This is a genomic window from Streptomyces luteogriseus (genome assembly GCF_014205055.1).
Lineage (GTDB): Bacteria > Actinomycetota > Actinomycetes > Streptomycetales > Streptomycetaceae > Streptomyces > Streptomyces luteogriseus.
On sequence record NZ_JACHMS010000001.1, the window covers coordinates 2,122,124 to 2,148,525 of the forward strand.

At 71.2% G+C, this 26,402-nt stretch carries 15 protein-coding genes and 1 pseudogene; 3 read left to right on the top strand and 13 right to left on the bottom strand.

The window, feature by feature from the left end; all coding sequences use genetic code 11:
- Positions 1–13: 13 nt before the first annotated feature.
- The 13 genes and pseudogenes from BJ965_RS09300 to BJ965_RS09360 form a co-directional block, all read right to left on the bottom strand.
- Positions 14–7,273 carry a non-ribosomal peptide synthetase gene (locus BJ965_RS09300; RefSeq protein ID WP_184916986.1) on the bottom strand — a complete coding sequence of 2,420 codons (7,260 nt, stop codon included), beginning with the start codon at positions 7,271–7,273 and terminating at the stop codon, positions 14–16.
- Between the two features lie 47 nt (positions 7,274–7,320).
- A complete protein-coding gene (locus tag BJ965_RS09305) occupies positions 7,321–10,647 on the bottom strand; it encodes a type I polyketide synthase (RefSeq protein ID WP_184908237.1) in 3,327 nt (1,108 codons plus the stop codon).
- The gene (locus BJ965_RS09310) at positions 10,647–11,909 is read right to left on the bottom strand and encodes an MFS transporter (protein WP_184908238.1); all 1,263 of its coding nucleotides are present in this window, start codon (positions 11,907–11,909) and stop codon (positions 10,647–10,649) included. The genes BJ965_RS09305 and BJ965_RS09310 overlap by 1 nt, the downstream gene beginning before the upstream one ends.
- A 341-nt stretch (positions 11,910–12,250) precedes the next feature.
- Positions 12,251–12,445 (bottom strand): annotated as a pseudogene (locus tag BJ965_RS40390) (XdhC family protein); the annotation flags it as partial.
- A gap of 136 nt (positions 12,446–12,581) precedes the next feature.
- Positions 12,582–14,777 carry a xanthine dehydrogenase family protein molybdopterin-binding subunit gene (locus BJ965_RS09320; protein WP_184908239.1) on the bottom strand — a complete coding sequence of 732 codons (2,196 nt, stop codon included), beginning with the start codon at positions 14,775–14,777 and terminating at the stop codon, positions 12,582–12,584.
- Positions 14,774–15,754, bottom strand: a complete 981-nt coding sequence (locus tag BJ965_RS09325) for an FAD binding domain-containing protein (protein WP_184908240.1) — start codon at positions 15,752–15,754, stop codon at positions 14,774–14,776. The genes BJ965_RS09320 and BJ965_RS09325 overlap by 4 nt, the downstream gene beginning before the upstream one ends.
- A 7-nt stretch (positions 15,755–15,761) precedes the next feature.
- A complete protein-coding gene (locus BJ965_RS09330; protein WP_184908241.1) occupies positions 15,762–16,400 on the bottom strand; it encodes a (2Fe-2S)-binding protein in 639 nt (212 codons plus the stop codon).
- A 301-nt stretch (positions 16,401–16,701) separates the two neighbouring features.
- A complete protein-coding gene (locus BJ965_RS09335) occupies positions 16,702–17,115 on the bottom strand; it encodes a (R)-mandelonitrile lyase (RefSeq protein ID WP_184908242.1) in 414 nt (137 codons plus the stop codon).
- A 36-nt stretch (positions 17,116–17,151) separates the two neighbouring features.
- Positions 17,152–17,919: a glucose 1-dehydrogenase gene (locus tag BJ965_RS09340; protein ID WP_184908243.1), complete on the bottom strand. Its 768-nt coding sequence runs from the start codon at positions 17,917–17,919 to the stop codon at positions 17,152–17,154.
- 187 nt (positions 17,920–18,106) lie between these two features.
- Complete coding sequence (locus BJ965_RS09345; protein WP_184908244.1) at positions 18,107–19,363, bottom strand: MFS transporter; 1,257 nt, start codon at positions 19,361–19,363, stop codon at positions 18,107–18,109.
- 165 nt (positions 19,364–19,528) lie between these two features.
- Positions 19,529–20,059, bottom strand: a complete 531-nt coding sequence (locus BJ965_RS09350) for a cyclophilin-like fold protein (protein WP_313666770.1) — start codon at positions 20,057–20,059, stop codon at positions 19,529–19,531.
- An 18-nt stretch (positions 20,060–20,077) separates the two neighbouring features.
- Positions 20,078–20,743, bottom strand: a complete 666-nt coding sequence (locus tag BJ965_RS09355) for an SDR family NAD(P)-dependent oxidoreductase (RefSeq protein WP_184908245.1) — start codon at positions 20,741–20,743, stop codon at positions 20,078–20,080.
- A gap of 84 nt (positions 20,744–20,827) precedes the next feature.
- Positions 20,828–21,844, bottom strand: a complete 1,017-nt coding sequence (locus tag BJ965_RS09360; RefSeq protein WP_184908246.1) for a zinc-dependent alcohol dehydrogenase family protein — start codon at positions 21,842–21,844, stop codon at positions 20,828–20,830.
- A 171-nt stretch (positions 21,845–22,015) separates the two neighbouring features.
- Between BJ965_RS09360 and BJ965_RS09365 the strand changes: the two genes are divergently transcribed.
- From BJ965_RS09365 to BJ965_RS09375, 3 genes are all read left to right on the top strand, one after another.
- Entirely contained in the window at positions 22,016–22,897 is an 882-nt protein-coding gene (locus tag BJ965_RS09365) for a helix-turn-helix domain-containing protein (protein ID WP_184908247.1), read from the top strand.
- Between the two features lie 189 nt (positions 22,898–23,086).
- A complete protein-coding gene (locus BJ965_RS40395) occupies positions 23,087–23,233 on the top strand; it encodes a hypothetical protein (RefSeq protein WP_376777909.1) in 147 nt (48 codons plus the stop codon).
- 823 nt (positions 23,234–24,056) lie between these two features.
- Positions 24,057–26,366: a molybdopterin-dependent oxidoreductase gene (locus BJ965_RS09375; RefSeq protein ID WP_184908248.1), complete on the top strand. Its 2,310-nt coding sequence runs from the start codon at positions 24,057–24,059 to the stop codon at positions 26,364–26,366.
- The last annotated feature ends 36 nt before the right edge of the window (positions 26,367–26,402 follow it).

Consider the following 26,402-nt stretch of genomic DNA (forward strand, 5'->3'; position numbering starts at 1 on the left):
ACACGGACCGGGGTCAGTCCCCGAGCGCGCCGCCGGTCTCGTCGCGCAGCAGGGCGACGTAGTCACGGGTCCAGCCCTCGATCGTGGTCCGGTCCCAGAGGTCGGCCGAGTACTCCACGAATCCCTGGAGCTGGTCCCCGGCCGGGACGAGGCCGAAGGTGAGTTCCGTGCGGGACGCGGCGGGGGCGAGGTCCTCGACGGCCGTGGTCAGCCCGGGCAGTTCGATCTCGGCGTCCAGAGAGTTCTGGTACGCGAAGCCGACGTCCAGCCGGTCCGGCACGGCCACGCCCGTGCGTTCCTGCAGCGCGGGGGCGATCAGGCGGACCGGCATGGCCTGATCCATGCACTCCACCGCCGTGCGGGCGACACGGTCCGTCAGGCCGGCGAAGGAACCGGCGACTCCGTCTCGCACGGGCAGCGCGAAGCCGGTGATCGTGCAGGCCAGCAGGGACTCGAAGGCGCGGCGTTCACGGTTGGCGTAGGAGACGTTGAACACGACGTCGGTCTGCCCCGACTTCCGCGCGAGGAGCCGGCCCAGGGCCGCCGCCGTGACCACGAAGGGCGTTGTGCCCCGCTGCCGCGCCAGCCGCTCCACGGCGGTCCGCACCTCGCCCGGCACGGTGAACATCACGGCACCGCCCCGGCCGCTCGCCTTCTCGGGCCGGGGCCGGTCCAGGGGCAGGCCGACGTTGAACGGCACTCCGTCGAGTTCGCGCAGCCAGAACCGCAGCTTGCGGGCGTCGGCGGCCTTGTCCGCCTGGCCCTGCTGCCAGCGGGCGTACTCCGCGGGTTGGCACGGCACGGGCGGCAGGGTGTGGGGCTCGCCCCGCACGGCGGCGCCGTAGAGCGCGGCCAGCTCCTTCAGCAGCAGGCTGACGGACCAGCCGTCGCAGGCGGAGTGGTGCAGGACGAGGAGCAGGACCCAGGTGCTCTCGCCGGTGCGCAGGAGGCGCACGGCCATCGGCGTGTCGTGGGTGGGGTCGATCGGTGTTTCGGTGGCCTCCGTGCCGGCCTTGTCCAAGGCCGTCTGCCGCTCTCCGGCAGGCCGTGCGGTGATGTCCTCGACCGGCAGTTCCACCGCACCGGGCCGGAGCACCTGCTGCTCCCAGCCGTCCCCGCTGGGGACCAGACGGGTCCGCAGTCCCTCGTGCCGCTCGACGAGGCCGGTCAGGGCCGTGCGCAGGGCCGTCACGTCCAGCTCTCCCGAGAGGGTGATCCGCAGGGCGACGTTGAAGACCTGGGGCAGGAGGTGTTCGGCGTGCACCTTGGCGAAACGGGACTGCTGAGCGGTGGCGGGTGCCCGGCGTTCCACCGAGCCGGGCCCTTCGCCGGACCCGGATCCCGGGCCCGACGACATCTCGCCCGCCGCCAGGGCCAGTTGGGCCGTCATGGCCCGCAGTGTCGGCTCCTGGTAGAAGCTCAGCATCGGGTAGTCGGTGCCGAACTCCTCCCGGACCTGGTTGACCAGCCGCATCGCGGTGATCGAGTGGCCGCCCAGGTCGAAGAACGAGACGTCGGCCGCGATGCCGTCCGCGTCGACGCCGAACTCGTCCGCCCACAGCTGCCGTACGCGTCGCTCGACGTCCGTACGGTGACCGGCCCGGGGCCCTTCGTCGATGGTGGTGCCCGGTCTGGTGGGGCTCGGGGCCGTGGTGACGAGGTCGGGCGCCGGCAGCACGGAGCGGTCCAGCTTGCCGTTGCCCGTCACGGGAAGGGCCGACAGGACCCGCCAGGCACGCGGTACCAGGTACTCCGGCAGCCGGGCCGCCAGTTCCTCGGCCACGAGGTCGGCGTACGCCTGCCTGTCGTCGGCCGCTGTACCGATCGGGTCGGCGGGGACGGCGTAGGCCGCGAGGTAGGCCTCGCCGCGGTCGTTGCGGCGGGCCAGCACGGCCGCCTCGCGCACCCCGTCCAGGGCGTTGAGCACGCGGGAGACCTCTTCCGGCTCGACCCGGAAGCCCCGGATCTTCACCTGGTCGTCGGCCCTGCCGCGGAACTCCAGCGTCCCGTCACCCCTCCAGCGGACCAGGTCGCCGGTGCGGTACCGGCGGGCGTCCGGGCCGCCGAGCGGGTCGGGCAGGAAGCGCTCCTCCGTGAGTTGGGTGCGGTGCAGATAGCCGAGGGCCACGCCGGGGCCGCCGACGTACAACTCCCCCACCGTGCCGACGGGGACCGGGGTGCCGGACGCGTCGAGCACCCTCAGCCGTACGTTGTCGACCGGGCGCCCGAGCGCGATCGCGGCGGCGTCCTCGCCCTGCGCGGGTACGGTGTGCGTGGTGCACAGCACGGTGACCTCGGTGGGTCCGTACACGTTCACCGTCTCGTACGGCGCCTCGGGCCGCGGCCGGGTGCGCAGCACGTCGCCGCCGAGCAGCAGGTGGCGCAGGGGCGGCTGGTCGGCCGGGGGCAGGCGAAGCACTCGTTCGCCGAGGGCGGTGGGCAGGATCGAGAAGGTGATGCCCTGCTCGGCGTACCACCGGGCCAGGGACCGCGGATCCCTTCGCAGTTCCTCGTCGGCGATGACGACCGACGCTCCCGCGGTCAGCGCCGGCCAGATCTCCAGGAGCGAGGCGTCGAAGCTCTGGCTGCACACGACGGCGCTGCGGTCGGCCTGGGTGAAGGCGAAGCGCCGGTGCTGCCATGCGCACAGGTCGACGACGCCGCGGTGTGCCACGACGACGCCCTTGGGCGTGCCGGTGCTGCCGGAGGTGTAGAGGACGCAGCACGGGGAGTGGTCGTCGGGGAGGGACGCGACGCCTTGCCCGAGTGGTGCGGTCGCGTCCGGCGATACGACGGTCACCTGCCCGGGCAGCTTCAGGGCCGCCGCTTCCCCGCGCGTCGACACCAGCGTCCGGGCCCCGCACTCGGCGATGACCTGCTCGGCGCGTGCCCGGCCCAGGGAGGGGTCGAGCGGGACATAGGCGCGACCCGTCTTCAGCACGGCGAGCATGGCGACGACGAGGTCGGCGGAACGCGGCAGCCACAGGGCCACCGTTCCCGCCGTGTCGCCGCCCGTCGTGTGCTGCGCTCGCAGGGCGGAGGCCAATCGCTCGGCCCGGTCGTCCAGTTCGCGGTAGGTCAGCCGGGAGTTCCCGCTGATCACCGCCGTGCTGTTCGGCCGGGCGGCTGCCTGCCGGGCGAAGAGGGCGTGGACGGTGGTGTCTGCCGACGGGCGGGCAGGGCCGTGCTGCCAGGACTCCGGAACGGGGTCGCCCTCGACCGCCGTGTCGACGGCAGCGGGGGCGAGCTGGGACAGGGGCGCCTCGGGGGTGTCGACGGCCGCCGCGAGCAGGTCCTGGAAGGTGGCGAAGAACCGGTCGACGGTGTGCTGGTCGAACAGGTCGGTGTTGTACTCCAGATGGCAGCGGATGCCGTGCGGCTGGTCGGTGAAATAGACGGTGAGGTCCGTGAGGGACTTGTCCGGGCCGGCGTCCAGGGGGGTGGCCTCGATGCCGGGCAGGTCGAAGCGGAACGGTTCGGCGCGCTGGAACTCGGCGAAGGCCTGGAACACCGGTGTCCGGTCTACCGCCCTGGCCGGGGCGAGTTCGCGCACCACCGTCTCGAACGGCACCCGCGCGTGGTCGTAGGCGTCGAGGGCGATCGTGCGCACGCGCTCCAGCAGCGCGGAGAACGCGGGGTCCCCGGACAGGTCGAGGCGCAGCGCGAGGGTGTTCACGAAGAAGCCGAGCAGGTGCTCGGCCCGCTCAGGACGGTCCGAGATCGGGGTGCCGACGACGATGTCGGTCTGTCCGGTGATCCGGTGCAGCATCGTCGCGTATCCCGCGAGCAGGGTCATGAACAGGGTGCTGCGGCGCGTGCGGCTCAACTCGCGCAGGCGGCGGGAGAGTTCCGGGTCGAGGGTGTGGAAGACCGCTCGGCCGTTGGAGGTCATCGTCGCGGGGCGCGGCCGGTCGGTGGGCAGGGTGAGGACGGGCAGCTCACCGCCGAGGGTGCGGCGCCAGTAGGCCAGGTCCTCCTCGGCCTCGGGGCTGTTCGCGGACGCCGCCAGTTCCCGGGCGTGGTCGGCGTAGCTCCAGGTGAGGGCCGGGAGATCAGGGGTGGTGGCCTCGCGTTCGGCCCGGTAGAGGGCGGACAGGTCACGGGCGAGGACGGTGGCGGAGGCCGCGTCGACCACGATGTGGTGCAGGGACAGCACGAGGACGTGCTCCGCCTCGGCGAGCCTGACCAGCCGGGTGACGAACAGCGGGCCGTTCGCCAGGTCGAAGCGGCGTGCGCTCTCGGCCGCGAGGACGTCCTGGAGCCCGCCGTGCACGATCTCGAAGTCGGGCTCGGCGGACGCCCGTACGATCTGCCGGGGCTCCCCTCCGGTTTCGCCGAAGACGGTGCGCAGCCCCTCGTGCCGGGCGATGAGACCGCGCAGCGCCGCACGCAGGGCGGGTACGTCGAGGGGACCGTCGAGGCGGATCGCCTTGATCTCGTTGTAGGCGGTGCGTCCCGGGAGCAGGCGCTCCAGGAACCAGATCCGTTCCTGGCCGGGCGACAAGGGGGCGTCGGCGTGGGTGGGTCCGGTGGCTGAAGAGGTGATGCGGGCGGGAGCCGGCCGGCTGTGCCGTCGGCGCAGGGTGTCCAGGCGGGGCAGTCCCCCGCGCAACGCGTCCTCCGCGACGCCGAAGTCGACGAGGGCGACGATCTCGTCGGCGCCGGCCGCGGTCACCGCGTCCACCACCGGCCGCACACTGTCCGCCGTGCCGATCAGGGCGCGCTGGTCGCAGTAGCGGCCGTAGGCGCGGCGGAACACGGCGTCCAGGTCGTCCTCGCTCAGGTCGGCCAGGTCGATGCTGTGCCCGAGGCTGTTGGTGACGCCGCTGAACACGGACAGGGACGCGCGCATGTAGCGGGACAGCGGTTCGTAGGCCTCGGTCCGCGCGGTGTCGTGGTCATCGGCGAGGTAGGTGTGCAACAGGACGGCCACGCGCCCGGCGTCCGGGTCCAGGCCGTGCGAGGCCCGGGTACGCCGGTAGAGGGCGATGTTGTCCCGGAGCTGTTCGACGGTCTGGGTCATCAGGTTGGTGACGATGCCCAGGTCGTGGCGGGCGGCGAGTTCGTACGACGCGGGGTTGCCCACCACCGCGGTGTACATGGGCGGGGCGTCCTGCACCGGCCGGGGGAAGAGCCGCACCTCGGCCTCGCCGTCCCCACTGGTCCGGTGCATGGCGTCGCCTCGCCAGAACGTCCGTACCTCTTCGAGCTGTTCGTACATCAGCTCCTTGTGCCGGCCGAATCGGTCGGGGAAGAAGACGAAGTCGTTGGCGCTCCAGCCGCTGGCGACACCGATGCCGACGCGTCCTCCGGAGAGGTTGTCGACCATGGACCACTCCTCGGCGACCCGGATGGGGTCGTGGAGGGGCAGGACGACGGAGCCCGCGTTGAGCCGGATGCGTTCGGTCTCGCGGGACAGCGCGGCGGCGAGCACCGCCGGGTTGGGGAAGAGGCCGCCGAAGGAGTGGAAGTGCCGCTCGGGCATCCACAGCGAGTGGAAGCCGTGCCGGTCGGCGAACCGGGCGACGTCCATGAGGAGTTCGTACTGGCCTTGGCGGGGCGCCGAGGTGTCCTGCGGGTAGTCGCCGAAGAAGTAGACGCTGAAGTCGGGTGTGCGGGGTACGGCTTCCTCGGCGGGTTCGTTGCGGGGTGCGGTGGCGGCCGCGGCGTTCCAGGCCATGGATGCCACGGGGGCGGGCGGCGCCGTCTGTGGTGGGGCGGGCACGGCCTGCGCCGTCTGTGGTGGGGCGGGCACGGCCTGCGCCGGCTTCGGCGGTGCTGTCACCGGTACCGGGGGCCGCGCGCCCGGGAAGAAGCCCGCCGACCGCAGTTCACGCAGGGAGTCCCGTACGGCGTCGGCGACGAACTCGATGTCGCCGTCCGAGTGGGCGGTGGACAGGAAGAAGTTGCGCCACTCCCACACGTGCACGCCGCGCAGCATCAGGTGGTGGTAGAGCAGCTCCATGTCGGCACGGTGCTCGAAGCGGAACTGGGAGCCGAAGTGGCTCATCCGCAGCGGGTACTCCTCGGCCTCGAAGAAGCCGTTCAGCGTCGCAGCCAGTTCGGCGGTACGCGCGTTGAGGCGCTCCTGGAGGCGCGGGCTGTGCTCCTTGAGGTGGGTCAGCACGGCGCGGGCGGCGACCATCGACACCGGGTGCTGGATGTAGGTACCGCCGAAGAAGGTGGTGTCGGCGGGTGGGTAGCTGTCGTCGCCGTAGGACCAGTGGCCGCCGTCGACGCCGTCCATGATGTCGGCGCGGCCGGCGATGGCGCCGATCGGGAAGCCGCCGCCGAGGAGCTTGCCGTAGGTGGCGAGGTCCGGGGTCACGCCGTACAGTTCCTGCGCGCCGCGCGGGGCGGGGCGGAAGCCGGTCAGCATCTCGTCGAAGAGCAGCACGATGCCGTGGCGTCGGGTCAGCTCCCGCAGCCTGCGCACGAACTCCACCGGCTGGAGCTGGGGATGTCTGCTCTGCACCGGCTCCACGACGACCGCGGCGATGTCGCCGGCGTTCCGGGCGATCGTCTCCAGGGCGGCGTCGCTGCCGTAGTCGAGGACCAGGAGATCGGAGACGGCGGCCTGCGGGATGCCCCGGGAGACGGGCACGGTGATCTGGTCGCCGCCGCTGTTCGAGGCCCGGCCCAGAACGTTGTCGGCGTGGCCGTGGTACGCGCCCAGGAACGAGACGATCTTGTCGCGGCCGGTGGCGGCGCGGGCGAGGCGGATGGCCGCCGAGTTCGCCTCCGTGCCGGAGTTGGCGAAGGCCACCCGCTCCAGGCCGGTGAGGTCGGCAAGGAGCTCCGCCGCCTCGCCGGTCTCGATGGTGCGGGGGCCGAGCTGGATGCCCCGGGACAGGTGCTCGCGCACGGCCTCGGTGACGAAGTCGGGCTCGTGGCCGAAGAGCAGGACGCCGAAGCCCATGGTGATGTCGACGTACTCGTTGCCGTCGACGTCCTCGAGGCGTGCGCCGCTCGCCCGGCGGCCGACGATGGGGTACAGCATCTCCTTCGTGCCACTGCGGAAGCCGACGACCGCGCGGCTGTCCGCCAGGACACGGCGGTAGCGCTGGGCGACCCGCTTGGAGGTCGGCGTTCTGGCGGTGTAGCGGCGCACGAGGTCGGTCAGGTGCTCCTGCTGGGTGTGCGGCGAAACGTCCTGGACCATGCCGGAGGTCTTCGCGACCGTCACCCGGGGCCCGTGCGTCTGCGGCGGCCGCGGCGCCGGAGCGGCGGTCCCGGCCATCTGCTCGGCGATGCGCTGCGACAGTTCGGTCATCGCCGCCAGGTCCTGGTCCAGCGCCGCGGATACGCCGTTCAGCCCGGTCACTTGGCCACCTTGCCGTTGAGCCGGTCCGTCACCGAGGCGGTCTGGAGGGCGAGGAGCTGGGAGAGCTGGGACATCATCTGCAGCTGTATCCGGGACATCTGCTGGATCTTGTCGGCGAGGTCCTCCAGTTCCTCGCGGGTCGCGTACTCGGGAGCGGAGGGGGTGCCGGCGGGGGCGGGTTCCGGAGTCGGCGCCGGTGGAACGGGCTCTGGGGCCGGTGCCGGCGTGACAGGCTCCGGAGCGGGTGCCGGTGCGACAGGCTCCGGAATGGGTGCCGGTGCGACGGGCCGCGTCGGCTCGGCCCTCTGCACCGGGGATCCGGTCGGCGCTGTACCGGCGTCGTCCGGCATGTGGGCGACGATGAACTCCGCCAGCCGGCGCGGCGTGCCCGTCTCCTCGAGCAGCTGTCTCATCGTCACCTTGACGTGATGCGCTTGCTCCAGCTCCCGCAGCACACTGATCATCTGCAGCGAGTCGGCGCCGAGGTCGAAGAAGTTGGCGTCGCCGACGATCGCCGACGGATCCCCGCCGAGGTGCCGGGCGGTCGCCTCTACGACGCTCTGGAGTACCCGTGCGACCGCTGCCTCTTGCTGCACCACTTCGGTTCCCTTTCTCGCTGCTGTTCTCGTACTCAGGGGCGTCGACCGGTGCCCCGTCCAGTGGTCCTTGTGCTGGAACCGGTATCCGGGCAGCGGGATGCGTCTGCCGCCGCCGCCCGCCAGGAGCACGTCCCAACCGACGTCCGCTCCGGCGCAGTGCAGTCCCGCCGCCGCACCCCAGAGGGCGCCGAGTCCGGTGCCGCGCCGCAGGGACGGCAGCGCCGGTACGCCGGGCAGGGCCCGGCGGGCCAGTCCGCTGAGGGTGGTGTGCGGCCCGATCTCGAGCAGCGCGCCGGGCGAGTGGGTGCCGATGCCACGCAACGCCTCGTCGTAGCGGACGGGTTCGCGGGTGTGCCGTACGAAGTAGTCGGGGTCGGGGATCCAGCCGGGCGGCCGGGTCGCACCGTCCAGGGCGCTTACGAAGGGGATGCGCACCGGCCGGAGGTCCACGTCACCGAGGACCTTCTCGAACTCGGCCAGCATCGGTTCCATCAGGGCGGTGTGAAAGGCGCGGGTCACCGGCAGCCGGTGCCCCGGTGTGCCGCGTTCGTCCAGCAGCGCGCACACTCGGTCGATGGCGGCGACGGGCCCGGCGAGCACCTGGTTCCGGTCGCCGTTGGTCACGGCCGGCTCCAGTCCGGGAACCGCGTCGGCCAGGGCGAGGGCGGCGGTCCGGTCGATCGGCGCCGCGACCATCGCGCCCGGTGCGCAGCGCGCCCGCATCAGCCGGCCTCGTTCGGTGGTGAGGCGGAGACCGTCCTCCAGGGACAGGGCTCCGGCCGCGTACAGCGCGGCGTACTCCCCGACGCTGTGCCCGGTCACGGCGTACGGTTCGACGCCGGCGTCACGCCACAGCCGGACCAGGGCGCACTGCAGGGCGAAGAGCGCGGGCTGCGCGGTGTCCGTGTCCCCGAGCGGCCCCTCCCCCGGTGCGGCCGCCGGGTCCGCCGTGCGCGGTGCGTCGAGCAGGGAGTCGCCGGTGAGGTCGCGGTAGTGCCGTTCGCAGGTGTCGAGCACCTGGCGTGCGGCGGGGAAACGCGCGTAGAGCGCGTCGGCCATTCCGGGGTACTGGCTGCCCTGCCCGGTGAACTGGAAGGCCACGCGCGGGGTTCCGTCCCCGGCTGCCGTCCCCGTGGTGACCGCCGCGGGGGCGGTTCCGGCGAGCCAGGCGTCGAGGGCCTCGGCCAGGGCCGCCGGGGTGGCGCCGCGGACCGCGAGGCGGTGACGGTTGTGGGCGCGGCCCAGGGCGGCGGTGGTGACGAGGTCCGCCAGGTGCGGTGCGGGCGGCAGGCGTAACCGGTCGCGGAAGGCGCGGGCGTTGGCCGCGAGGGCCTCCCGGCTGCTCCCCGAGACCAGCAGCACATCCGCGGCCGCGGTGTCGTGCGTCCTGGGCGCCGGCTCGGGGGCCTGTTCCAGGATCAGATGGACGTTGGTGCCGCCTACGCCGAGTGAGGTGAGGCCGGCGCGGCGGGGAACGTCGCTCTTCGGCCAGGGCCGTGCGGTCCGGGGGATGTAGAAAGGGCTGTGGTCGAAGTCGATGAGGGGGTTGGGTTCGCTGAAGTTCGCCATCGGCGGGATGACACCGTGGCGCAGGACCAGCAGGGCCTTGACGAGGCCGGCCAGTCCGGAGGCGGCGTCGAGGTGGCCGATGTTGGCCTTGGTCGAGCCCAGGGCGCAGTAGCCCTCGCGGTCGGTGTCCTCGCGGTAGGCGCAGGCCGCGCCGTCGAACTCGATCGGATCGCCCTTGAGGGTGCCGGTGCCGTGGGTCTCGAGGTAGCCGATGGTGTCGGCGCCCACGCCTGCGCGTCGCAGGGCCTGGCGGACGGCCGCGCGCTGGCCCCGGGCGCTCGGGGCGGTGAACGCCTTCTTGTCCGCGCCGTCGTTGCTGATGCCCCAGCCGCGGACGACGCCGTGGATGGTGTCGCCGTCGGCGACCGCCCGCGCCAGCCGCTTCAGGACCACGGCCAGGACGCCCGTGCCTCCCACGGTGCCGTCGGCGCCGGCGTCGAAGGCCCGTAGGCGACCGGATCGGGACAGGATCGAGCCCTTGACGTAGCGGTAGCCCAGGACCTGCGGCACGTGGATGGCGGTGGCGCCGACGAGGGCGATGTCGCAGTCCCCCATGAGCAGCGACTGCGCGGCCGACTGGAGGCCGACCAGGGAACTGGAGCAGCCCGTCTGGACATTGACGGCGGGGCCGGTGAGGCCCAGCCGGTAGGCGACCCGGGTGGCCGTGAAGTCGGCGTAGTTGCCGACCGTGATCTGCATGCCCGACGTCCAGTCGGGAACCGGCACGCTGGGCAGGACGTTGTTGAACAGGTAGTTCTGCATGGTGTACAGGTGGTAACCGGTGCTGGCGTAGACGCCGACCCGGGTGCCGTCCCGTTCGTCCGGGTAGCCGGCGTCCTCCAGGGCGTGCTGGGCGCATTCCAGGAACATGCGGTGCTGCGGGTCGGTGAGTTGGGCCTCGCGGGGGCTCATCGCGAAGTGCTGGGCGTCGAAGCCGGCGATGCCGTCGAGGAGACCGGAGGCGCCGACGAAGTCCTCCGCCTCGTACTCCTCGGCAGGCACACCGGCGGCGGCGAGCTCCTCGTCGGTGAAGCGGGTGATGCAGTCCGTGCCGTCCCGGATGATCCGCCAGAAGTCCTCGGGCGTGTCGGCGCCGGGCAGCCGGAAGGCCATGCCGATGACGGCCATCCGGGGGTCGGGTTCGCTGGTGCTCATCAGCCGCGTCCCTCCGTCACCGTCGGCTGGTCCCGGTCGGCCGGTTCCTCCGCGGGCGGGTCGGGTGCTGCCCTCCCCCGGCGCAGCAGCCAGCCGAGCAGGATCAGGCACAGGACGATCGCAAGGCCGTGGAAGGCGCCCACCACCTGGAGCGGCGAGAAGGCCTCCAGAAACGCGCCGCTCACGAGCATGCCGAGCCCGAACCCGAAGTTCTCCACCGAGGCGGTGAGTCCGAAGAGGCGGCCGCGCTGCTCGTCGGGGGCGGTCTGCAGCCTCGACACGTAGACGATCTCGGTGAATCCGTCGGCGGCTCCGGCGACGAGCGCGGCGATGACGGCGGGCGCGGTCGGCAGCCCGCTGAAGACCACGATGAACCCGGCCGACATCACACAGGCGCCGAGCGCGAACGCCCGCTCCCCCGGTGTCCGTCCGGACTTCTTGGTGACCCGGCCGATCACCTGCTGGGCGACGATGTTGCCGATGGCCCAGGTGGCCCAGAACTGGCTGATGAACGTGGCCGGATGGTCGGGGTCCATGCTGCTGGAGTAGATGGGGAGGGCCACGTTGTGGGACGAGGAGCCCAGCCCGTCGACCGCCCGGATGGCGACCATCGCCATGAGTACCGGTGCGGTGCCGAGCAGCATCCGGGCCGTCCAGCGCGCGGCGCCGGAGTCCTTCGCGGAGCCGGCTCCCGCGGGGGCGGCGGCCGACCTGGTGCGGACGGGCAGCAGGAAGAGCATGGTCGCGGAGACCAGGAAGGTCGCCGCGTCCAGCGCGAACGCCGCGGAGTAGCCGAGTTGCGCCACGACCACGCCCGACGAGGCGAAGCCGGCGATCATGGCGAGCGAACGTCCGGTCACGAGCAGCCCGTTGGCCCGGACCCGGTGCTCCGCCCCGACGATCTCTGGGATGCTGCTGCGCAGGGCGACCTGGGAGAGCGTCGAGCAGCCGCCCGTGACCACGGCCAGGACGTACAGCAGTCCGGGACGTATCCCGTCGGGGGCGAGCAGCAGCGACAGCAGGGCCAGGGCCTGGCACAGGTCGGCGCCGACCATCAGGCGCTTGCGGTCGTAGGCCGAGACGAGCCGGCCGCTGACCCAGCCCGAGACGACGCTGGTCGCCAGGCGTACGGCCATGAAGAGGCCGGCGGCCAGCGCGCTGCCGGTGGCGTCGTAGACGAAGACGTTCAGCGCCACCATGTTCAGATAGCTGCCGTACGCCGAGATGCCGTTGCCCAGGACGAGCAGACGGAAGTACCTCATGCACCTTCCTCTGGTCTGCATGAAGGGTGTGAATGGCGTGAGACCGGAACCGCCTGCCCGCCCGCTCAGTGGCGGTACGGGGCCCAGGCGGACGGAAGGGGCCGGTGAGGTCGCCCGTCGTACGGCGTGTTCATGCCCCGCTGCCGGCCCAGCACAGAAACCATTCCCCCCGATACGCCGCCGGTGTGGCGGCCATTGATCCGCCACCCAAGCAGACCCGGACAGGTGTGTTCAAGACTCGGAAGTGGTCCAGACGACTTCCGGTCCGGATTTGGCGATTTCGAAGCGCTCGGGAACGGAGCGGCCGTTCTGGCCGACAACTCCGCGTGCCGCGCCGCTCCGTACTTGGCGTCGTGGGTGAGGACGCATACGGCGGTACGCTCGTCCACCTCGGTGCGTTCCAGGCAGCGGTGGGGCCAGTCGACCACCACTTCGTCCGCGTGCGGGAAGCGGGCGGGAGTGGCGAAGACGCGGGCGTCGCAGACGGTGACGTGGTAGCCCAGGAAGCGGCCGGCCTGGCTGAGGGCCGAAGCGAGTGAGTGGGCCGCCGCCACGACGCCGGGGAAACGTCACGCGGCGGCGGCCCTGATGAGTCCGGCAGCCTCCGTCAGCGGGATGGGGCAGGCAGCCGGACGAGCGGTGCGCGCTGCTCCGCCGGCCCGAGGACATGGATCAGAGCAGCGCCTCTGCGGTGATGGGCAGTTCGCGGATGCGGCGGCCGGTGGCGTTGAAGACCGCGTTGGCGATGGCGGGCGCGACGCCGATCATCACGAGCTCTCCGAGTCCCTTGACGCCGAGTGGGTCGGCCTCGCGGTCCTCTCCGTCCAGGTAGATCGCCTTGAGGTCGGGGATGTCGGCGTTGACGGGGACGAGGTAGTCGGCGAGGTTGGCGTTGACGATGCGTCCGTCGCGGTGGTCGGTGATCGTGTGCTCCAGCAGGGCCGTGCCGATGCCGCCGACCATGCCGCCGAGCGCCTGGCTGTCGGCGAGTTCGGGGCTGATGATGCGGCCCGCGTCGTACACGCCGAGTACGCGCCGTACCCGCACCAGGCCCAGCGTCGCGTCCACGGCCACTTCGGCGAAGGTGGCGTTGTAGCCGTAGAAGGAGTGCCGCTCCGGGCCGGACGGCGGGGCGAAGGAGCCGTCCGCTTCCAGGTGGGTACGGTCGTTGCGGGCGAGCAGCCGCCGGTAGGTCTCCCCGCGCGTGGGATCGTTCTTCACGTGCAGTCGGCCGCCCCGCACCACGACCTCGTCTGCCGCCACCCCGTACAGCGGCGACTCGCGGTCCCGGACGGCCAGTTCGATCGCCCGACGGCGGACCTTGTTGCAGGCGTCGAGGGTGGCGGAGCCGACGCTGGCCATGGTCATCGAGCCGCCGTGCGGCGGGGTCGGCGGGTAAAGGGAGTCCCCCAGCCGGAAGGTCACCGTGCGCACGGTCAACCCGAGTGCGTCGGCGGCGACCTGAGTCTGGGAGGTGTAGGTACCCGGGCCCATGTCGGTGGCGGCGGCCTCGACCAGCGCGGTGCCGTCGGCGTCCAGACGGGCCCGGGCCTGGGCGGGCATGCGGGCGGTGTCGTAGACGCCGGCGGCCATGCCCCTGCCGATGAGCCAGTCCCCCTCACGCGTCGAGCGGGGCTTCGGGTCGCGGCGGTGCCAGCCGAACTCGCGGGCGCCGACGGCGTAGCACTCGCGCAGCCAACGGGTGGAGAACGGCAGCCCGGACGACTCGTCCTCGTTCGGCTCGTTGCGTCGGCGCAGCTCGATCGGGTCGACGCCGAGTCGGTGGGCGAGTTCGTCCATGGCCGACTCGATGACGAAGGACGCCGTCTGGAAGCCGGGCCCCCGCATGTACAGCGGCGTGGGCAGATCCAGCGGCACCGTCCGGTACCGCTGTGCCACGTTGGGCATGCTGTAGAGCATCTGCCCGGCCGCCAGGATGGACTCGGTGAACGTCTCGTACGACGATGTCTCGGCGTCCAGCTCGTGCACCGCGGCGCTCAGACGGCCGCGCCGGTCACTGCCCAGCCGCAGGCGGTACTCGTACGAGGGCCGGTAACCGGTGCCCAGGTACATCTGCTTGCGGCTGAGCACCAGCTTGACCGGGCGCTTCGTCTCGCGGGCGGCCAGCGCGGCGACGACCACGTGCGGCCAGCAGCGCAGCACCGTGCCGAAACCGCCGCCGACGAACGGCGAGATCACGCGCACCGCGTTCGTCTCCAGGCCGAACACCGCGGCGAGTTCGGCCTGCGTGCCCACCACCCACTGGGTCTTGTCCCACACGGTCAATTCGTCGCCGTTCCAGCGGGCGATGGTGGCGTGTGGCTCCATCGGGTTGTGGTGGTTGCGCGCCGTGCGGTACGTCAGGTCCAGTCGTACGGTCACTGAGCGCAGGGCGGCCTCGGCATCGCCACGCGCGTAACGGGTCGGCTCGTCGGGCTCGGCCTCGGTCAGGTCGGTCGAGGGCCGTTCGGCGTCGTAGCCGACCTTGACCAGACTCGCGGCGTGCTGTGCGGCCTCCAGGGTGGTGGCCACCACGACGGCGACCGGCTGGCCGTGGAAGCGGACACGGTCGTCCTGGAAAACGCGCAGTCGCCGGCCGGGCGGGTTGTTCGAACCGGAGTTGTCGCGGTACGGCAGCTTTGGCGCGTTGCGGTGGTGCATCACCTTCAGTACGCCCGGAAGGGCCTCGGCGGCGCCGCTGTCGATCGACGTGATGCGGCCGCGGCCGATGGCCGCGTCGACGATGACGGCGTGAACGGACCCCTCGACGTCGTGCTCGGCCGCGTACAGCGCCTGTCCGGTGACCTTGAGCCGGCCGTCCACCCGGGACAGCGGCGCACCCACGGCTGCCTGCGGCTGGGGGCTCACTCGGTACCTCCTACGACGCGCAGCTGGCGTTCGACAGTGCGCTCGAGCAGCTCGGCCTTGAAGCGGTTGTGCTGCAGGGGACGGGCGCCGTCCGCCGCCTTCGCGGCAGCGGCCGCCCAGAGGGCCCCCGAGGGGCGTTCACCGACGAGGTGCTGTTCGACAGCGGGCAGCTTCCAGGGCACCGTGCCCACTCCTCCGGCGGCGACCCTGGCCTCGCGGATCACCCCGCCGCGTACGTGCAGCGCGACGGCGGCCGACGTCAGGGCGAACTCGTAGGACTGCCGGTCACGCACCTTCAGATAGCCGGACCTGAGCGGGCGCGGAAGAGCGGGAATCTCCACCGCGGTGATCAACTCACCTTCACTCAGGGCCTGTTCGCGTTGCGGAGTGCTGCCCGGCCGCAACAGGAAGTCGGCGAGGGAAACCTGACGTGCCCCGTCCGGGCCCAGCAGGTGCACCCGGGCCTCCAGGGCGGCGAAGGCCACGGCGGCATCGGACGGGTGCGTGGCCACGCAGGCGTCGGAGGTTCCGAGGATGGCGTGCGTGCGGTTGTGGCCGTGCAGGGCGGCGCAACCGGAGCCGGGCTCACGTTTGTTGCAGTCGGCGGTCACGTCCCGGAAGTAGGTGCAGCGGGTGCGCTGCATGATGTTGCCGCCGATGGTCGCCATGTTCCGCAACTGGGCCGAGGCGCTCAGTTCCAGCGCCTCGGAGACGACGGGATACAGGGCACGCACCTTGGCGTGGGCGGCGGCCTCGGACATGGTCACCAGGGTGCCGATCCGCAGGCCCCCGCGCTCGGTCACCGTGACCTCGCGCAAGGGCAGGCCGCTGATGTCGACCAGGCTGTCGGGACGCTCGACGGTCTCGCGCATCAGGTCGACCAGGGTGGTCCCACCGGCGATGTAACGGCCGCCGCGGCGACCGGCGTTGAGGGCCTCACGGGTGTCGGACGCCTTGGTGAAGGCAAAGGGATACACCAGGCCCTCACTTCCGGCCGGCGGTCTGCTCGACCGCGCGCACGATCTTGACGTAGCAGCCGCAGCGGCAGATGTTGCCGCTCATCCACTCCCGGATCTCCTCCGGCGAACCGGTGTGCCCCTCCTTGATGCAACCCACCCCGGAGACGATCTGACCCGGGGTGCAGTAACCGCACTGGAAGGCGTCCTCGTCGATGAACGCCTGCTGCAAAGGGTGGAGTTCGCCGCCCTTGGCCAGGCCCTCGATCGTGATGACCTCGGCGCCTTCCAGACGTACGGCGAGCGTCAGGCAGGCGTTGACCCGGTGGCCGTCGACCAGCACCGTGCACGCACCGCAGGCCCCGGCGTTGCAGCCCTTCTTCGAGCCCGTCAGACCGAGATGCTCGCGCAGCAGGTCCAGCAGCGAGGTGCGGTTGTCGACCGTCACCGTCCGGCGGGTGCCGTTGACCGTCAAAGAGACACGGCTGGACGGCGGCCGCTCGGCGGCCGTCGCCTCTTCCGCGCCAATGAGGGAGGTCCCTCCTACGACGCTCCCCGCGACGACCGCGGTACCGGTGGCGATGAAGGTGCGCCGGGTGGGCGCCGGGGAGGACTCGCCGGCTGCGGTGGGGGGTGGAGCGGCAGGTTCGGGGAGTTCAGTGGACATACGTACGCCTTCGTATCGCGGACGGGTCGGCCGTACACATCAGCGGGACGCGGGAGTGGGGCGTCGTCACCGCGGGGAAGCCGGCAACCGCGCGCTCTGGCAGCGGCTACCGGTCACCTGGGGAGTCTTGCACCACCGGCAACGCTCGTGGCAGGGAGACTTTCCTCCCCCCCTTCAGCACCATCAGGAGTGACTGACCGACGTCATCGGGGGCACGTGCGCGCGCTGCACGGCAGGCGGCAGTCCCCGGGACGCCATGACGTCCTGAGCGAGCCCCGGATGCGCGTGGGATGGGCCGGGGCTACTGCTCGCGGGTGCGGCGGCCGTTGTATTGCTGTTCGGAGACCGGCTCGGCCCACCTGGTCTCGGGAGTGTCATCGCCTGTGCCCTCCCACAGGGCGATGTGCTCCATGAAGCGGTCGGGGACGGCGCCGTGCCAGTGTTCCTCGTTCGGCGGGCACGCGACCGTCTCGCCGGGGTGAGCCTCGAAGACGGTGCCGTCCCGGGTGCCGATCAGGGCGATACCGGAAACGACGTGCAAGGTCTGGCCCAGGGCGTGGGCGTGCCAGTTGGTGCGGGCGCCCGGCGAGAAGCGGACCAGGTTGGCGCGCATCCTCGACGGCTCCTGGCCGGCCACGATGACGTCCCACCAGACGTCGCCGGTGAACCAGTCCGCCGGGGCCTTGCTGCTGGGCTGCTGCTTGATGAATTCCATGGTGTCTCTCAGCTCTCCTTCCTGCGTGGGCTGTCTTCAGCGGGCGACGTAGCCACCGTCCACGGGGAGGGCGACGCCGACTACGAAACCCGCTCCGGGGCTGCACAGCCACAGGACCGCCTGGGCGATCTCCTCGGCGGTGCCGAGCCGGTTGAGGGGCTGGTCGGCCTCGGCCTCGGCGCGGTCGAGTTCTCCCTTGGCGATCATGTCGCTGACCATGGGGGTGTCGATGGTGCCGGGGCAGACGGCGTTGATGCGGACGCCTCGGGGGGCGTATTCGAGTGCCGCGCTGCTCGTCAGGCCGATGACGCCGTGCTTGGAGGCGTGGTAGGAGGCACGGCCGGGAAGGCCGACCAGGCCGCCCAGGGAGGAGCAGTTGACGATCGCGCCGCTGCCCTGTGCACGCATGTGCCGCAGCTCGTGCTTCATGCAGGCCCACACGCCGCGCAGGTTGATGGCGTTGACGCGGTCGAACCGTTCGGCAGGCTCGTCGGCGGCGTCGCTGGGCGGGATCTGGATGCCGGCGTTGTTGTAGGCCATGTCGAGGCGGCCGAAGGTCTCGACCGTGCGGTCGACGGCGGCGGCTACCTGGTCCTCGTCGCTGACGTCGCAGGTGAGGGCGAGGGCTTGGTGGCCGGCGTCGGTGAGTTCCTTCGCGGCAGCGTTCAGGGCCGCTTCATCGATGTCGGTGAGGGCGACGGCGGCTCCGGACGCGGCGAACGCGCGGGCGGTGGCCAGGCCCATACCGGCGCCGGCCCCGGTGACAAGAGCGACTTGGCCGGTGAAGTCGTAGGTGGGATTCACGGGGTGGTGCCCCTTCAGGTGAGGAGATGTGGCGGCACGACTGATGTCAGGGGTGCCTGGATGAGCTGCGGCGGCATGACGCCTTGCCGCGACGCCGTCAGACGGTTTGGCCGCCGTCGACGACCGGGGCGTGCGGAGTCCTCTCGCTTGCTGGTACGTCGTCGGCCGTACGCGGATCCAGGCTGAGTCAGTGCTGCGACGACACCTGCGCGGCCTCGTCGCGCCGCACCTGCGCGGAAGTGCCGCTCCTGGCCACGGTCCGGCCCTTGCCGGATGGGCCGTGGACGGCGAGGGCGATCAGGGGCACCAGCGTGAGGGCGGCGATGGCGGTGCCGACCAGGGGCGGGCCGGTCAGGCCGAGGGAGGAGTCCAGGGCCGTACCGGCGATCGCCGATCCGGCGGCGATGCCGGTGTTGAAGGCGGAGGTGGTCAGCGACGAGGTGAGGGTGGGGGCGTCGCCCGCGAAGCGCATGGCGAGCGCGGTGACGACCGGGTTGACGGTGAACCCGGTCAGGCCCATGAGGAAGACCAGGAGGGTGGCCGTCACCGGATTGCCGGACAGCGGGATCATCAGGAGCAGGACCAGGGCGGTGGCCGCGGCGGCGGTGATGGTGGTGCCCATCGGACGCCGGTCGCCCAGACGGCCTCCCGTGGTCGTGCCGCCCAGGGCGCCGACACCGAAGGCGATCAGGACGAGCGGTACGGCGCCTGCGGGGATCCCCGCGCGGTCGGTCAGCAGCGGCGTGACGTAGGTGTATGTCGCCAGGACACCGCCCATGATCAGCATCGCGGCGCCGAGCGCCAGCCACAGCCGGCCCTGCCGCAGCGCACGGACCTCGGCCCGGAGGGACACCTCGACGCGCTGCTCATGGGCCGGTATGAAGCGGTCGATGAAGACGGCGGCAAGCCCGGAGAGGACGGCCAGGGCCCAGAAGGGGCCGCGCCAGCCGGTGAACTGACCGGCGAAGGAGCCGACCGGCACGCCGATGACGTTGGCCAGGGTCAGCCCGCCGATCATGACGCCCGTGGCGCGGGTGGCGTTGCGCGGCCCGGCGGCGGTGGTGGCGACGACGAAGCCGACGGACCAGAACGCTCCGGTGGCCAGGGCCGTGACGACGCGGGCGATGAGGACGACCGGGAAGGACGTGCTGAGAGCGGCGACGAGGTGCCCGAGGCAGAACACGGACAGGGCCAGGATCAGCGTCTGGCGCTGGGGCAGGCGCAGGGTCGCCGTAGCCATCACCGGCGCGCCGATGATCATGCCGATGGCGAACGCGGTGATCAGCAGACCGGCGTGGGAGACGCTGACTCCGAGGTCACCAGCCAGCTCCGGCAGCAGGCCGGCGACGACGAACTCGGTGGTCCCCATCAGGAACGTGCCGGCGGCGAGCACCCAGACGACGAACGGGAGCTTGCCGGGGGTGGTCCCGGATGCGGAAGGCATACGCGAGGTCTCTCCTTGCGTGGAAATCGAGGGATCAGGGTGGCGGCCGAGGCCGTCGCGGCGGACAGTGGACGGCACGGTCACGTCTTCGACGGTCCCATGCAGCGAACCGGACGAGCAGGGGAGAATCTCCTCCCCCTTCGTAGGGGCGAACGGTGGGGCGGGTCAGGGCGCGGCTTCAATGGTGATCTCGTCGGCGGTGGCGAGCCGCTCGGCGCCGCCGTCGGCCATGTGCCCGAGGATGACCAGGCCGGTCGCGTACGGGGCATCGCGGTAGTAGGTGGCGAGCTGGTTCCAGGGGGCGTAGTACGCCAGGTCACCGACCTCGGGGTCGGCGCCTTCCGTGGCGCCGGAGGTGGACAGCTTCCGAGGCAGATCGGCGATCTTCTCGGCCTGGTTGAGGTCGCGCAGGGAGAGGGTCAGGGGGAGCTGGGCGGCGAAGTCGCGGGCGGTGGGGCCGTCGTTCAGGGTGGCGGCGACGGGGTGGCCGTCGAGAGTGAGCCGGATGTTCATCGCGGTTGTCCTGCCGGTCGGTGTGGTGGCTGCCGGGGCTGTCGATGTCTGCGGCGACGCGGGCTCGGAGGAGGACGAGGAGGCGGAGGCAGGCGGGGAATCGTCGGTGCAGGCGGTCATGACCAGCAGCAGGGCGGTGGCCGGGACCACGCGGGCGAGAGCGCGAAAGGGGGCGGGGTTCACGGGGGGGGCGTCCTGTGGCTAGTCGGGCAGAGGCTCGGAGTACTGGCGGTAGCCGTCCCGCTCGGTGTGGATGTCGTACAGGCGCTGGGCCAGCACGTCGGGGCTGCTGTGCTCGGCGTCGGGCCGGATGGCTCCGGGGATGATCAGCTGGGCGGCATGGATGTTCTCCGGGGCGAGCGCGTCGTGGAGCATGCGGGCGTAGGCGCTCTCGGCGGCGAAGGCGATGGAGGTACCGGCGACGTTCGGGTTGGGGCGTACGGCGCTGGAGCCGTTGACGAACAGCAGGGTGCCGCGGCCGAGTTCGCGCATGCCGGGCAGGACTGCGTTCACCGCGGTGACCGGGCCCTTGACGGAGAAGGCGAGCGGCGCGTCGAGGGCGTCGGCGCTGGTATCGAGGACCGGCATCATGAAGTCGGCGCGGGGCACGGGACTGTACTGGAGGATCTCGACGGGCCCCAGGTCGGCCGCGGCGGCGTACAGGGCCGCGGTCAGGGACTCGATGTCGAGGACGTCGGCCGTGTAGCCGCGCGCCTGGACGCCGTCACGGGCGAGGTCGGCTGCCAGGCCGTCCAGCTTCTCCGCGTCGCGGGCGATGAGGGCGACGGTATGGCCGGCGACTCCGAAGCGGCGGGCAGTGGCCAGCCCGAGACCGGGGCCGGCGCCGATGAGGGCGAAGGTCGTCATGGTCAGTTCCTTGTGTGAGCGGGGGTGGTCGCCGGCCCGGGGCCGCACCGCCCCGGTGCGCCCCGGGTATGGACGCGTCTGCGCTCATGGCTTGAGCAGGGCCTTGACGGCGCGGCGCTCGTCCATCGCCCGGTAACCCTCGGCGACCTGGTCCAGGGGCAGGGTGAGGTCGAAGACCTTGCCCGGGTTGATGCGGCCGGTCAGCACGCGATCGATCAGGTCGGGCAGGTGGCGACGCACGGGGGCGGGACCGCCGCGCAGACCGACGTGGGAGAAGAACAGCTCCTCGCCGTCGATGGCCACCTCGTGCGGGACGCCGACGAAGCCGACGTTGCCGCCGGGCCGGGCGGAGTGCAGGGCCTGCCGCATGGCCTCGGAGGTGCCGACGCACTCCAGTACGGAGTCGGCGCCGATTCCGCCGGTGAGGTCCTTGACGCGGGCGACGCCTGCATCGCCGCGCTCGGCGATGATGTCGGTGGCGCCGAACTCCCTGGCGAGCTTCTGCCGGGACTCGTGACGGCTCATGGTGATGATCCGCTCCGCGCCGAGTTCCTTCGCGGCGATGACACCGCACAGGCCGACCGCCCCGTCACCGACGACCACTGCGGTCGAGCCGGGCTTCACCTCGGCGGCCACGGCGGCGTACCAGCCGGTGCCCATCACGTCCGAGACGGCGAGCAGGCTCGGCACCAGCTCGGCGTCGGGGTGCTCGTCGGTGGCGACCAGGGTGCCGTGGGCGTTGGGGATGCGCACGTAGTCGGCCTGACAGGTGCTCATGAACTCGCGATGCAGGCAGGAGGACTGCCAGCCGTTGAGGCAGTTGGCGCAGCTGTTGTCCGAGGTGGCGAACGAGCCGACCACGAACTGGCCCGGCCTGACGTTGGCGACCTCGCTGCCCACCTCCTCGACGACGCCGACGTACTCGTGCCCCATCGGGTGCGGATCGCCGATGGGTTCCGCACCGCGGTAGGGCCACAGGTCCGAGCCGCACACACAGGTGGCGACCGTGCGAATGATCGCGTCGGTCGGATTGATGATTTTCGGGTCATCGAGGTTCTCGAAGCGCACGTCTCCGGGGGCGTAGATGACTGCTCCGCGCATGGGGTGCTTCCTTCTGGGCGAGGATCGGTGAGCCCGCAGCCGGAGTCGGGATCGGCTGCTCGATATCGAGCCTCACACGCGGGAGCAGGCACGAAAAGCGGAGAAATTCATCCCGGGAGGGGAACATCCTGGGAGGAATTTCTCCCCCCTTTCCCGGGTGGAATCGGTGTCATGCTGGGAAGCATGACCGCCAACATCCCCCTCAATGAGCTGGGAGAATTCCTCAAGAAGCGCCGTTCGGAGCTGAGCCCTCGAACGGTCGGACTGCCCGAGACCGACAGGCCCCGCCGGGTGGCCGGGCTGCGCCGCGAGGAGGTCGCCCAGCTGGCCAGCATCAGCACCGACTACTACACCCGCCTCGAACAGGGCCGCATGCAGGCATCGGCGCCCGTGTTGGACGTCCTCGCCCGCGTACTTCATCTGGATGACGACGAGCGTGGTTACCTCTTCCAGCTCGCGGGCAAGACCACCACCCGCACACGGCGCCGTAGTCGCCAGAAGGTCCAGCCGCAGCTGCAGCGAGTCCTGGACGACCTCACCGCCACCCCGGCCATCGTGCAGGGCCGGGGCGGGGACATCCTGGCCTGGAACGCGCTGGCCGCCGCGCTGGTCACCGACTTCTCCCGCGTCCCGGAAAGGCAACGCAACTACCCGCGGATCATCTTCACGGATCCGGCGATGCGCACCCTGTACGCCGACTGGGAGACCTCCGCGCAGATCTCCGTGGCCCAGCTTCGGATGGAAGCCGCGAAGTATCCGGAGGACCCCCGCCTCATCGAACTGGTCGGCGAACTATCCCTGCGCGACAAGCAGTTCGCCCGCTGGTGGGGGGATCACCACGTCGCCGCCCGCACCGTGGGCACGAAGACCCTCGACCATCCGGTCGTCGGGGAACTCGTCCTGGACTGGGACACGCTCACCGCCAACACCGATCCCGACCAGCACCTGACCGTCTGGACCGCCGCCCCGGGCTCCCCCACCCACGAGCGGCTGCGCATCCTCGCCTCCTGGGCCGCCGACCAGGATCTTCCGGCCTCCTCTCCGGCCGGCTGACCGCGACAGGCCGCCGCCTTGGAGACAGCCAGTGGATCATGCCCTGTGGCGGGCGGAGGCCGTCCCGACGGCAGAAGGTCGGCTGCTCCGACCCGGGACAGCGGGCGAGAGCTCCACGGTGAGACGGGTGACCGCTCGGAGCGGCTGCGCGTCCCGCCGGCCGGCGGCACACTGGTGGTCACCCCCGGCTTGCCCGACGAAGACGTGATACCGAGCCTGCTGACCGCGTTCGACGTGCTCGGCACCGATGGAGCCGGCGACCAGGTCAACGGCGCCCAGCGCGCCGGCCACCTGCCGACCCGGGCGAGGCCGGGGCGCAGCGCAGCAGTTTTGTGAATGCCCTCCAGGACAGTCTCAACGGTCGGTCTCCTCGAAGAGCACACGCCCTGGCGCAGTTGAGCGATCGCGCCGAAGTGGGTGCAGGCCGCAAAGCCGCGTCGGGCCGGCGCCGGTCGGCGCCCGGTGGCGACCTGCCTCACCGTCGTACCGTTGCTGACGCTCTGACACGCACCCCTCGATCCCACGCATCGCCAGACCGGTGTCACCCACCTGACGCTCCGTCGGAACGAGCGTCACGGCAGAGCGGTCACCTGGCTCAGCCTGCGTCGTCCGCCACTGGCAGGAACCGGTCCGCTGCCCCCGGTGGCGCAGCCTCACCGATGGAACGGACCGACAGAGTCCGGACGGTGACGACTCAGGTATCCCCATCGACCGGCACGGGTCGGGACCGCGACGGCACGGCCCTCGGCACCGGCAGCCCGGTTCCCCGTAACGTGCCACTCGCCGCTCAAGCGGCACCGCCTGCGGGCGCATGGCCCTGACCAGCGATCCGCAGCTCACGGTGTACAGCGGTGCGCTGCCGAACGACGGCCATCGCGCGCGGAACCGCAGCCGGCCGACAACGTCAGGTGGGACGACGGGGCGCCGGCGTCTCACCGCGCCTTGTCTCTCTGCAGGTCAGCGCGTTACGCGGAGGCAAGATCGAACGAGAAGGGACACCTGTGCGGCCGTTGGGAAGGCTCGTGCACCTACAGGGTTGGGCAGCGGGCCGCAGGGGGAGCCTGTGTCCTGCGGCCCGTCAACTGACGTGGAGCCCCTGTGACATGAGTGGCCGCTGCGCCGAGAGCCGGGGAACTTCAGAGACGGAGTTGATTGCATCGTGGAACGACGCATGTCGGTTGCGACGCACTGGGGCAGCTATGTCGCGGTGGTTGATTCCGGTCGGCTGGTGCGAATCGAGCCGAGGGGCGATGACCCCGCGCCGTCGCCTATCGGACCCGGAATGGTGACAGCCGCCGACGACAGCGCCCGCGTGTTGCGCCCCGCGGTGCGCAAGGGCTGGCTGAACGGCCTGCCGCGCGCCCACGACACGGCCAGGGGCACGGACGCCTTCATGGAGGTGAGCTGGGACGACGCGATCACCCTGGTGAGCGAGGAACTGCGCCGAGTGCGTTCACAGCACGGAGACAGCGCCGTGTTCGGCGGCTCCTACGGCTGGGCGAGTGCGGGCGCGTTCCACAACGCGCAGGGGCAACTCCACCGGTTCCTGGCGTTGGGCGGGGGATACACCGACTCTCGCAACACGTACAGCACCGCAGCTTTGGAGGTCATCCTCCCCCATGTGATCGGCGGAGCTCCGTGGAGCTACCAGTCCCGGATGCCGATGTGGGACGAGATCGCCGACAACTGTGAGCTTGTGGTGGCATTCGGAGGGCTGGCCCTCAAGAACAGCCAGATCAACCCCGGCGGACTGGCCAGACACCAGACGCAGGACCTTCAGCGAAAGTGCCGTGCGGCCGGGGTGCGGTTCGTGAACATCAGCCCTATCCGCAGCGACACCGCCGGCTTCCTCGACGCCGAGTGGCTACCCGTCATCCCCAACACCGACACCGCCGCGATGCTCGGCATTGCACACACCATGCTGGTCAACGGCTGGCACGACGAGGACTTCCTTCGCCATTGCTGCGTCGGGTTCGACCGCTTCGCCTCCTACTTGACCGGCGAATTCGACGGCGTTGCCAAGGATGCTGCCTGGGCAGCGAGGATCACGGGCATGAGCCGGGACACGATCACCGAACTGGCTCGCCGCCTGTCCACGCACCGTTCGCTCATCATGGTCAACTACGCGATACAGCGGGCGGACCACGGCGAACAGCCGATCTGGATGTCGGTCGTGCTGGCTGCCATGGCGGGCTCGATGGGCCGGCACGGCTGCGGCTGGGGCGCGGGCTACGCGACGATGGACGCGACCGGCGTCGCCCCCGGCCGGCCCTCCGTGGCGTCGATTCCCCGGGTTCCCAACCCTGTCGCGGATTTCATCCCTGTCGCACGGATCGCCGACACCCTGCTGCATCCGGGCAAGACCATCGACTATGACGGCCGGCGCCTGACCTTGCCCGACCTCCGCCTGATCTACTGGTGCGGAGGGAACCCGTTCCACCACCACCAAGATCTCCACCGCTTGACCCGCGCCTGGCAGACCCCTGACACGGTGGTGGTTCACGAAGCCTGGTGGAACACCACGGCCAAGTTCGCCGACATCGTCCTGCCCGTCGCCACCAGCCTGGAGCGCGACGACTTCGCCGCCGGATTCTCCGACCCCCACCTCGTCGCGATGCCGAAAGTCCGTGAGCCGGCGGGCGAGTCACGCACCGACCACCACATCTTCACCACCCTGGCCTCCCGGCTCGGATACGAGGGCGAGTTCACGCAGTCACGCTCCGAGATCGAATGGGTCCGGCACCTCTACGAGCAGACGAGGGCCGACCTCGGCGACGACGGGGCCTTGCCGAGCTTCGACGACTTCTGGCGAAACTCCACGGCTGAGCTGCCGGCGCTGAGCGGCCCGTTCCCCGGTAGCTTCGAGGCGCTCCGCGCAGATCCGCAGCGTTTCCCCCTGACGACCCCGTCGGGCCGCATCGAGATCTTCTCCGAGGAGATCAACTCGTTCGGCTACGACGACTGCACCGGGCATCCGGCGTGGTTCGAACCGGTGGAGTGGCTCCGTGCCGGCCTATCGGACCGATTCCCGCTGCACTTGATCTCGAATCAGCCCGCCTCACGCCTGCACAGCCAGTACGACAACGGCGGCCACAGCCTCAAGTCGAAGATCCGTGGTCGTGAGCCCGTGACGATCAATCCGCTGGACGCCGCGTCCCGTGGCATCGAGAACGGCATGATCGTACGCGTCCACAACGACCGCGGCAGCTGCCTGGCGGGCGCAGTCCTGTCGGACGACGTCATGCCGGGCGTCATCCAACTGTCCACCGGAGCATGGTGGGACCCGGCCCAGCCAGGCCAGAGCGGCACCTTGGACCGCCACGGCAATCCGAACACCCTCACGGCCGACCGAGGGTGCTCGCGACTGTCCCAGGGACCGAGCGCCCACAGTGCGCTCGTCGACGTCGAGCCATACGACGGCCCCCTTCCGGATGTGCTCGCCTTCGCACCACCACACCTCGAACACTGACACGCAAGCTGCCTGCTCTTCGGGCAGGTCCTTCGA

What these genes read in the sequence shown, in the direction of transcription:
- BJ965_RS09300 (WP_184916986.1), bottom strand. Translation starts at nt 7,273, where the DNA reads ATGACCGAACTGTCGCAGCGCATCGCCGAGCAGATGGCCGGGACCGCC.
- BJ965_RS09305 (WP_184908237.1), bottom strand. Translation starts at nt 10,647, where the DNA reads ATGAGCACCAGCGAACCCGACCCCCGGATGGCCGTCATCGGCATGGCC.
- BJ965_RS09310 (WP_184908238.1), bottom strand. Translation starts at nt 11,909, where the DNA reads ATGAGGTACTTCCGTCTGCTCGTCCTGGGCAACGGCATCTCGGCGTAC.
- BJ965_RS09330 (WP_184908241.1), bottom strand. Translation starts at nt 16,400, where the DNA reads ATGTCCACTGAACTCCCCGAACCTGCCGCTCCACCCCCCACCGCAGCC.
- BJ965_RS09335 (WP_184908242.1), bottom strand. Translation starts at nt 17,115, where the DNA reads ATGGAATTCATCAAGCAGCAGCCCAGCAGCAAGGCCCCGGCGGACTGG.
- BJ965_RS09345 (WP_184908244.1), bottom strand. Translation starts at nt 19,363, where the DNA reads ATGCCTTCCGCATCCGGGACCACCCCCGGCAAGCTCCCGTTCGTCGTC.
- BJ965_RS09355 (WP_184908245.1), bottom strand. Translation starts at nt 20,743, where the DNA reads ATGACGACCTTCGCCCTCATCGGCGCCGGCCCCGGTCTCGGGCTGGCC.
- BJ965_RS09360 (WP_184908246.1), bottom strand. Translation starts at nt 21,844, where the DNA reads ATGCGCGGAGCAGTCATCTACGCCCCCGGAGACGTGCGCTTCGAGAAC.
- BJ965_RS09365 (WP_184908247.1), top strand. Translation starts at nt 22,016, where the DNA reads ATGCTGGGAAGCATGACCGCCAACATCCCCCTCAATGAGCTGGGAGAA.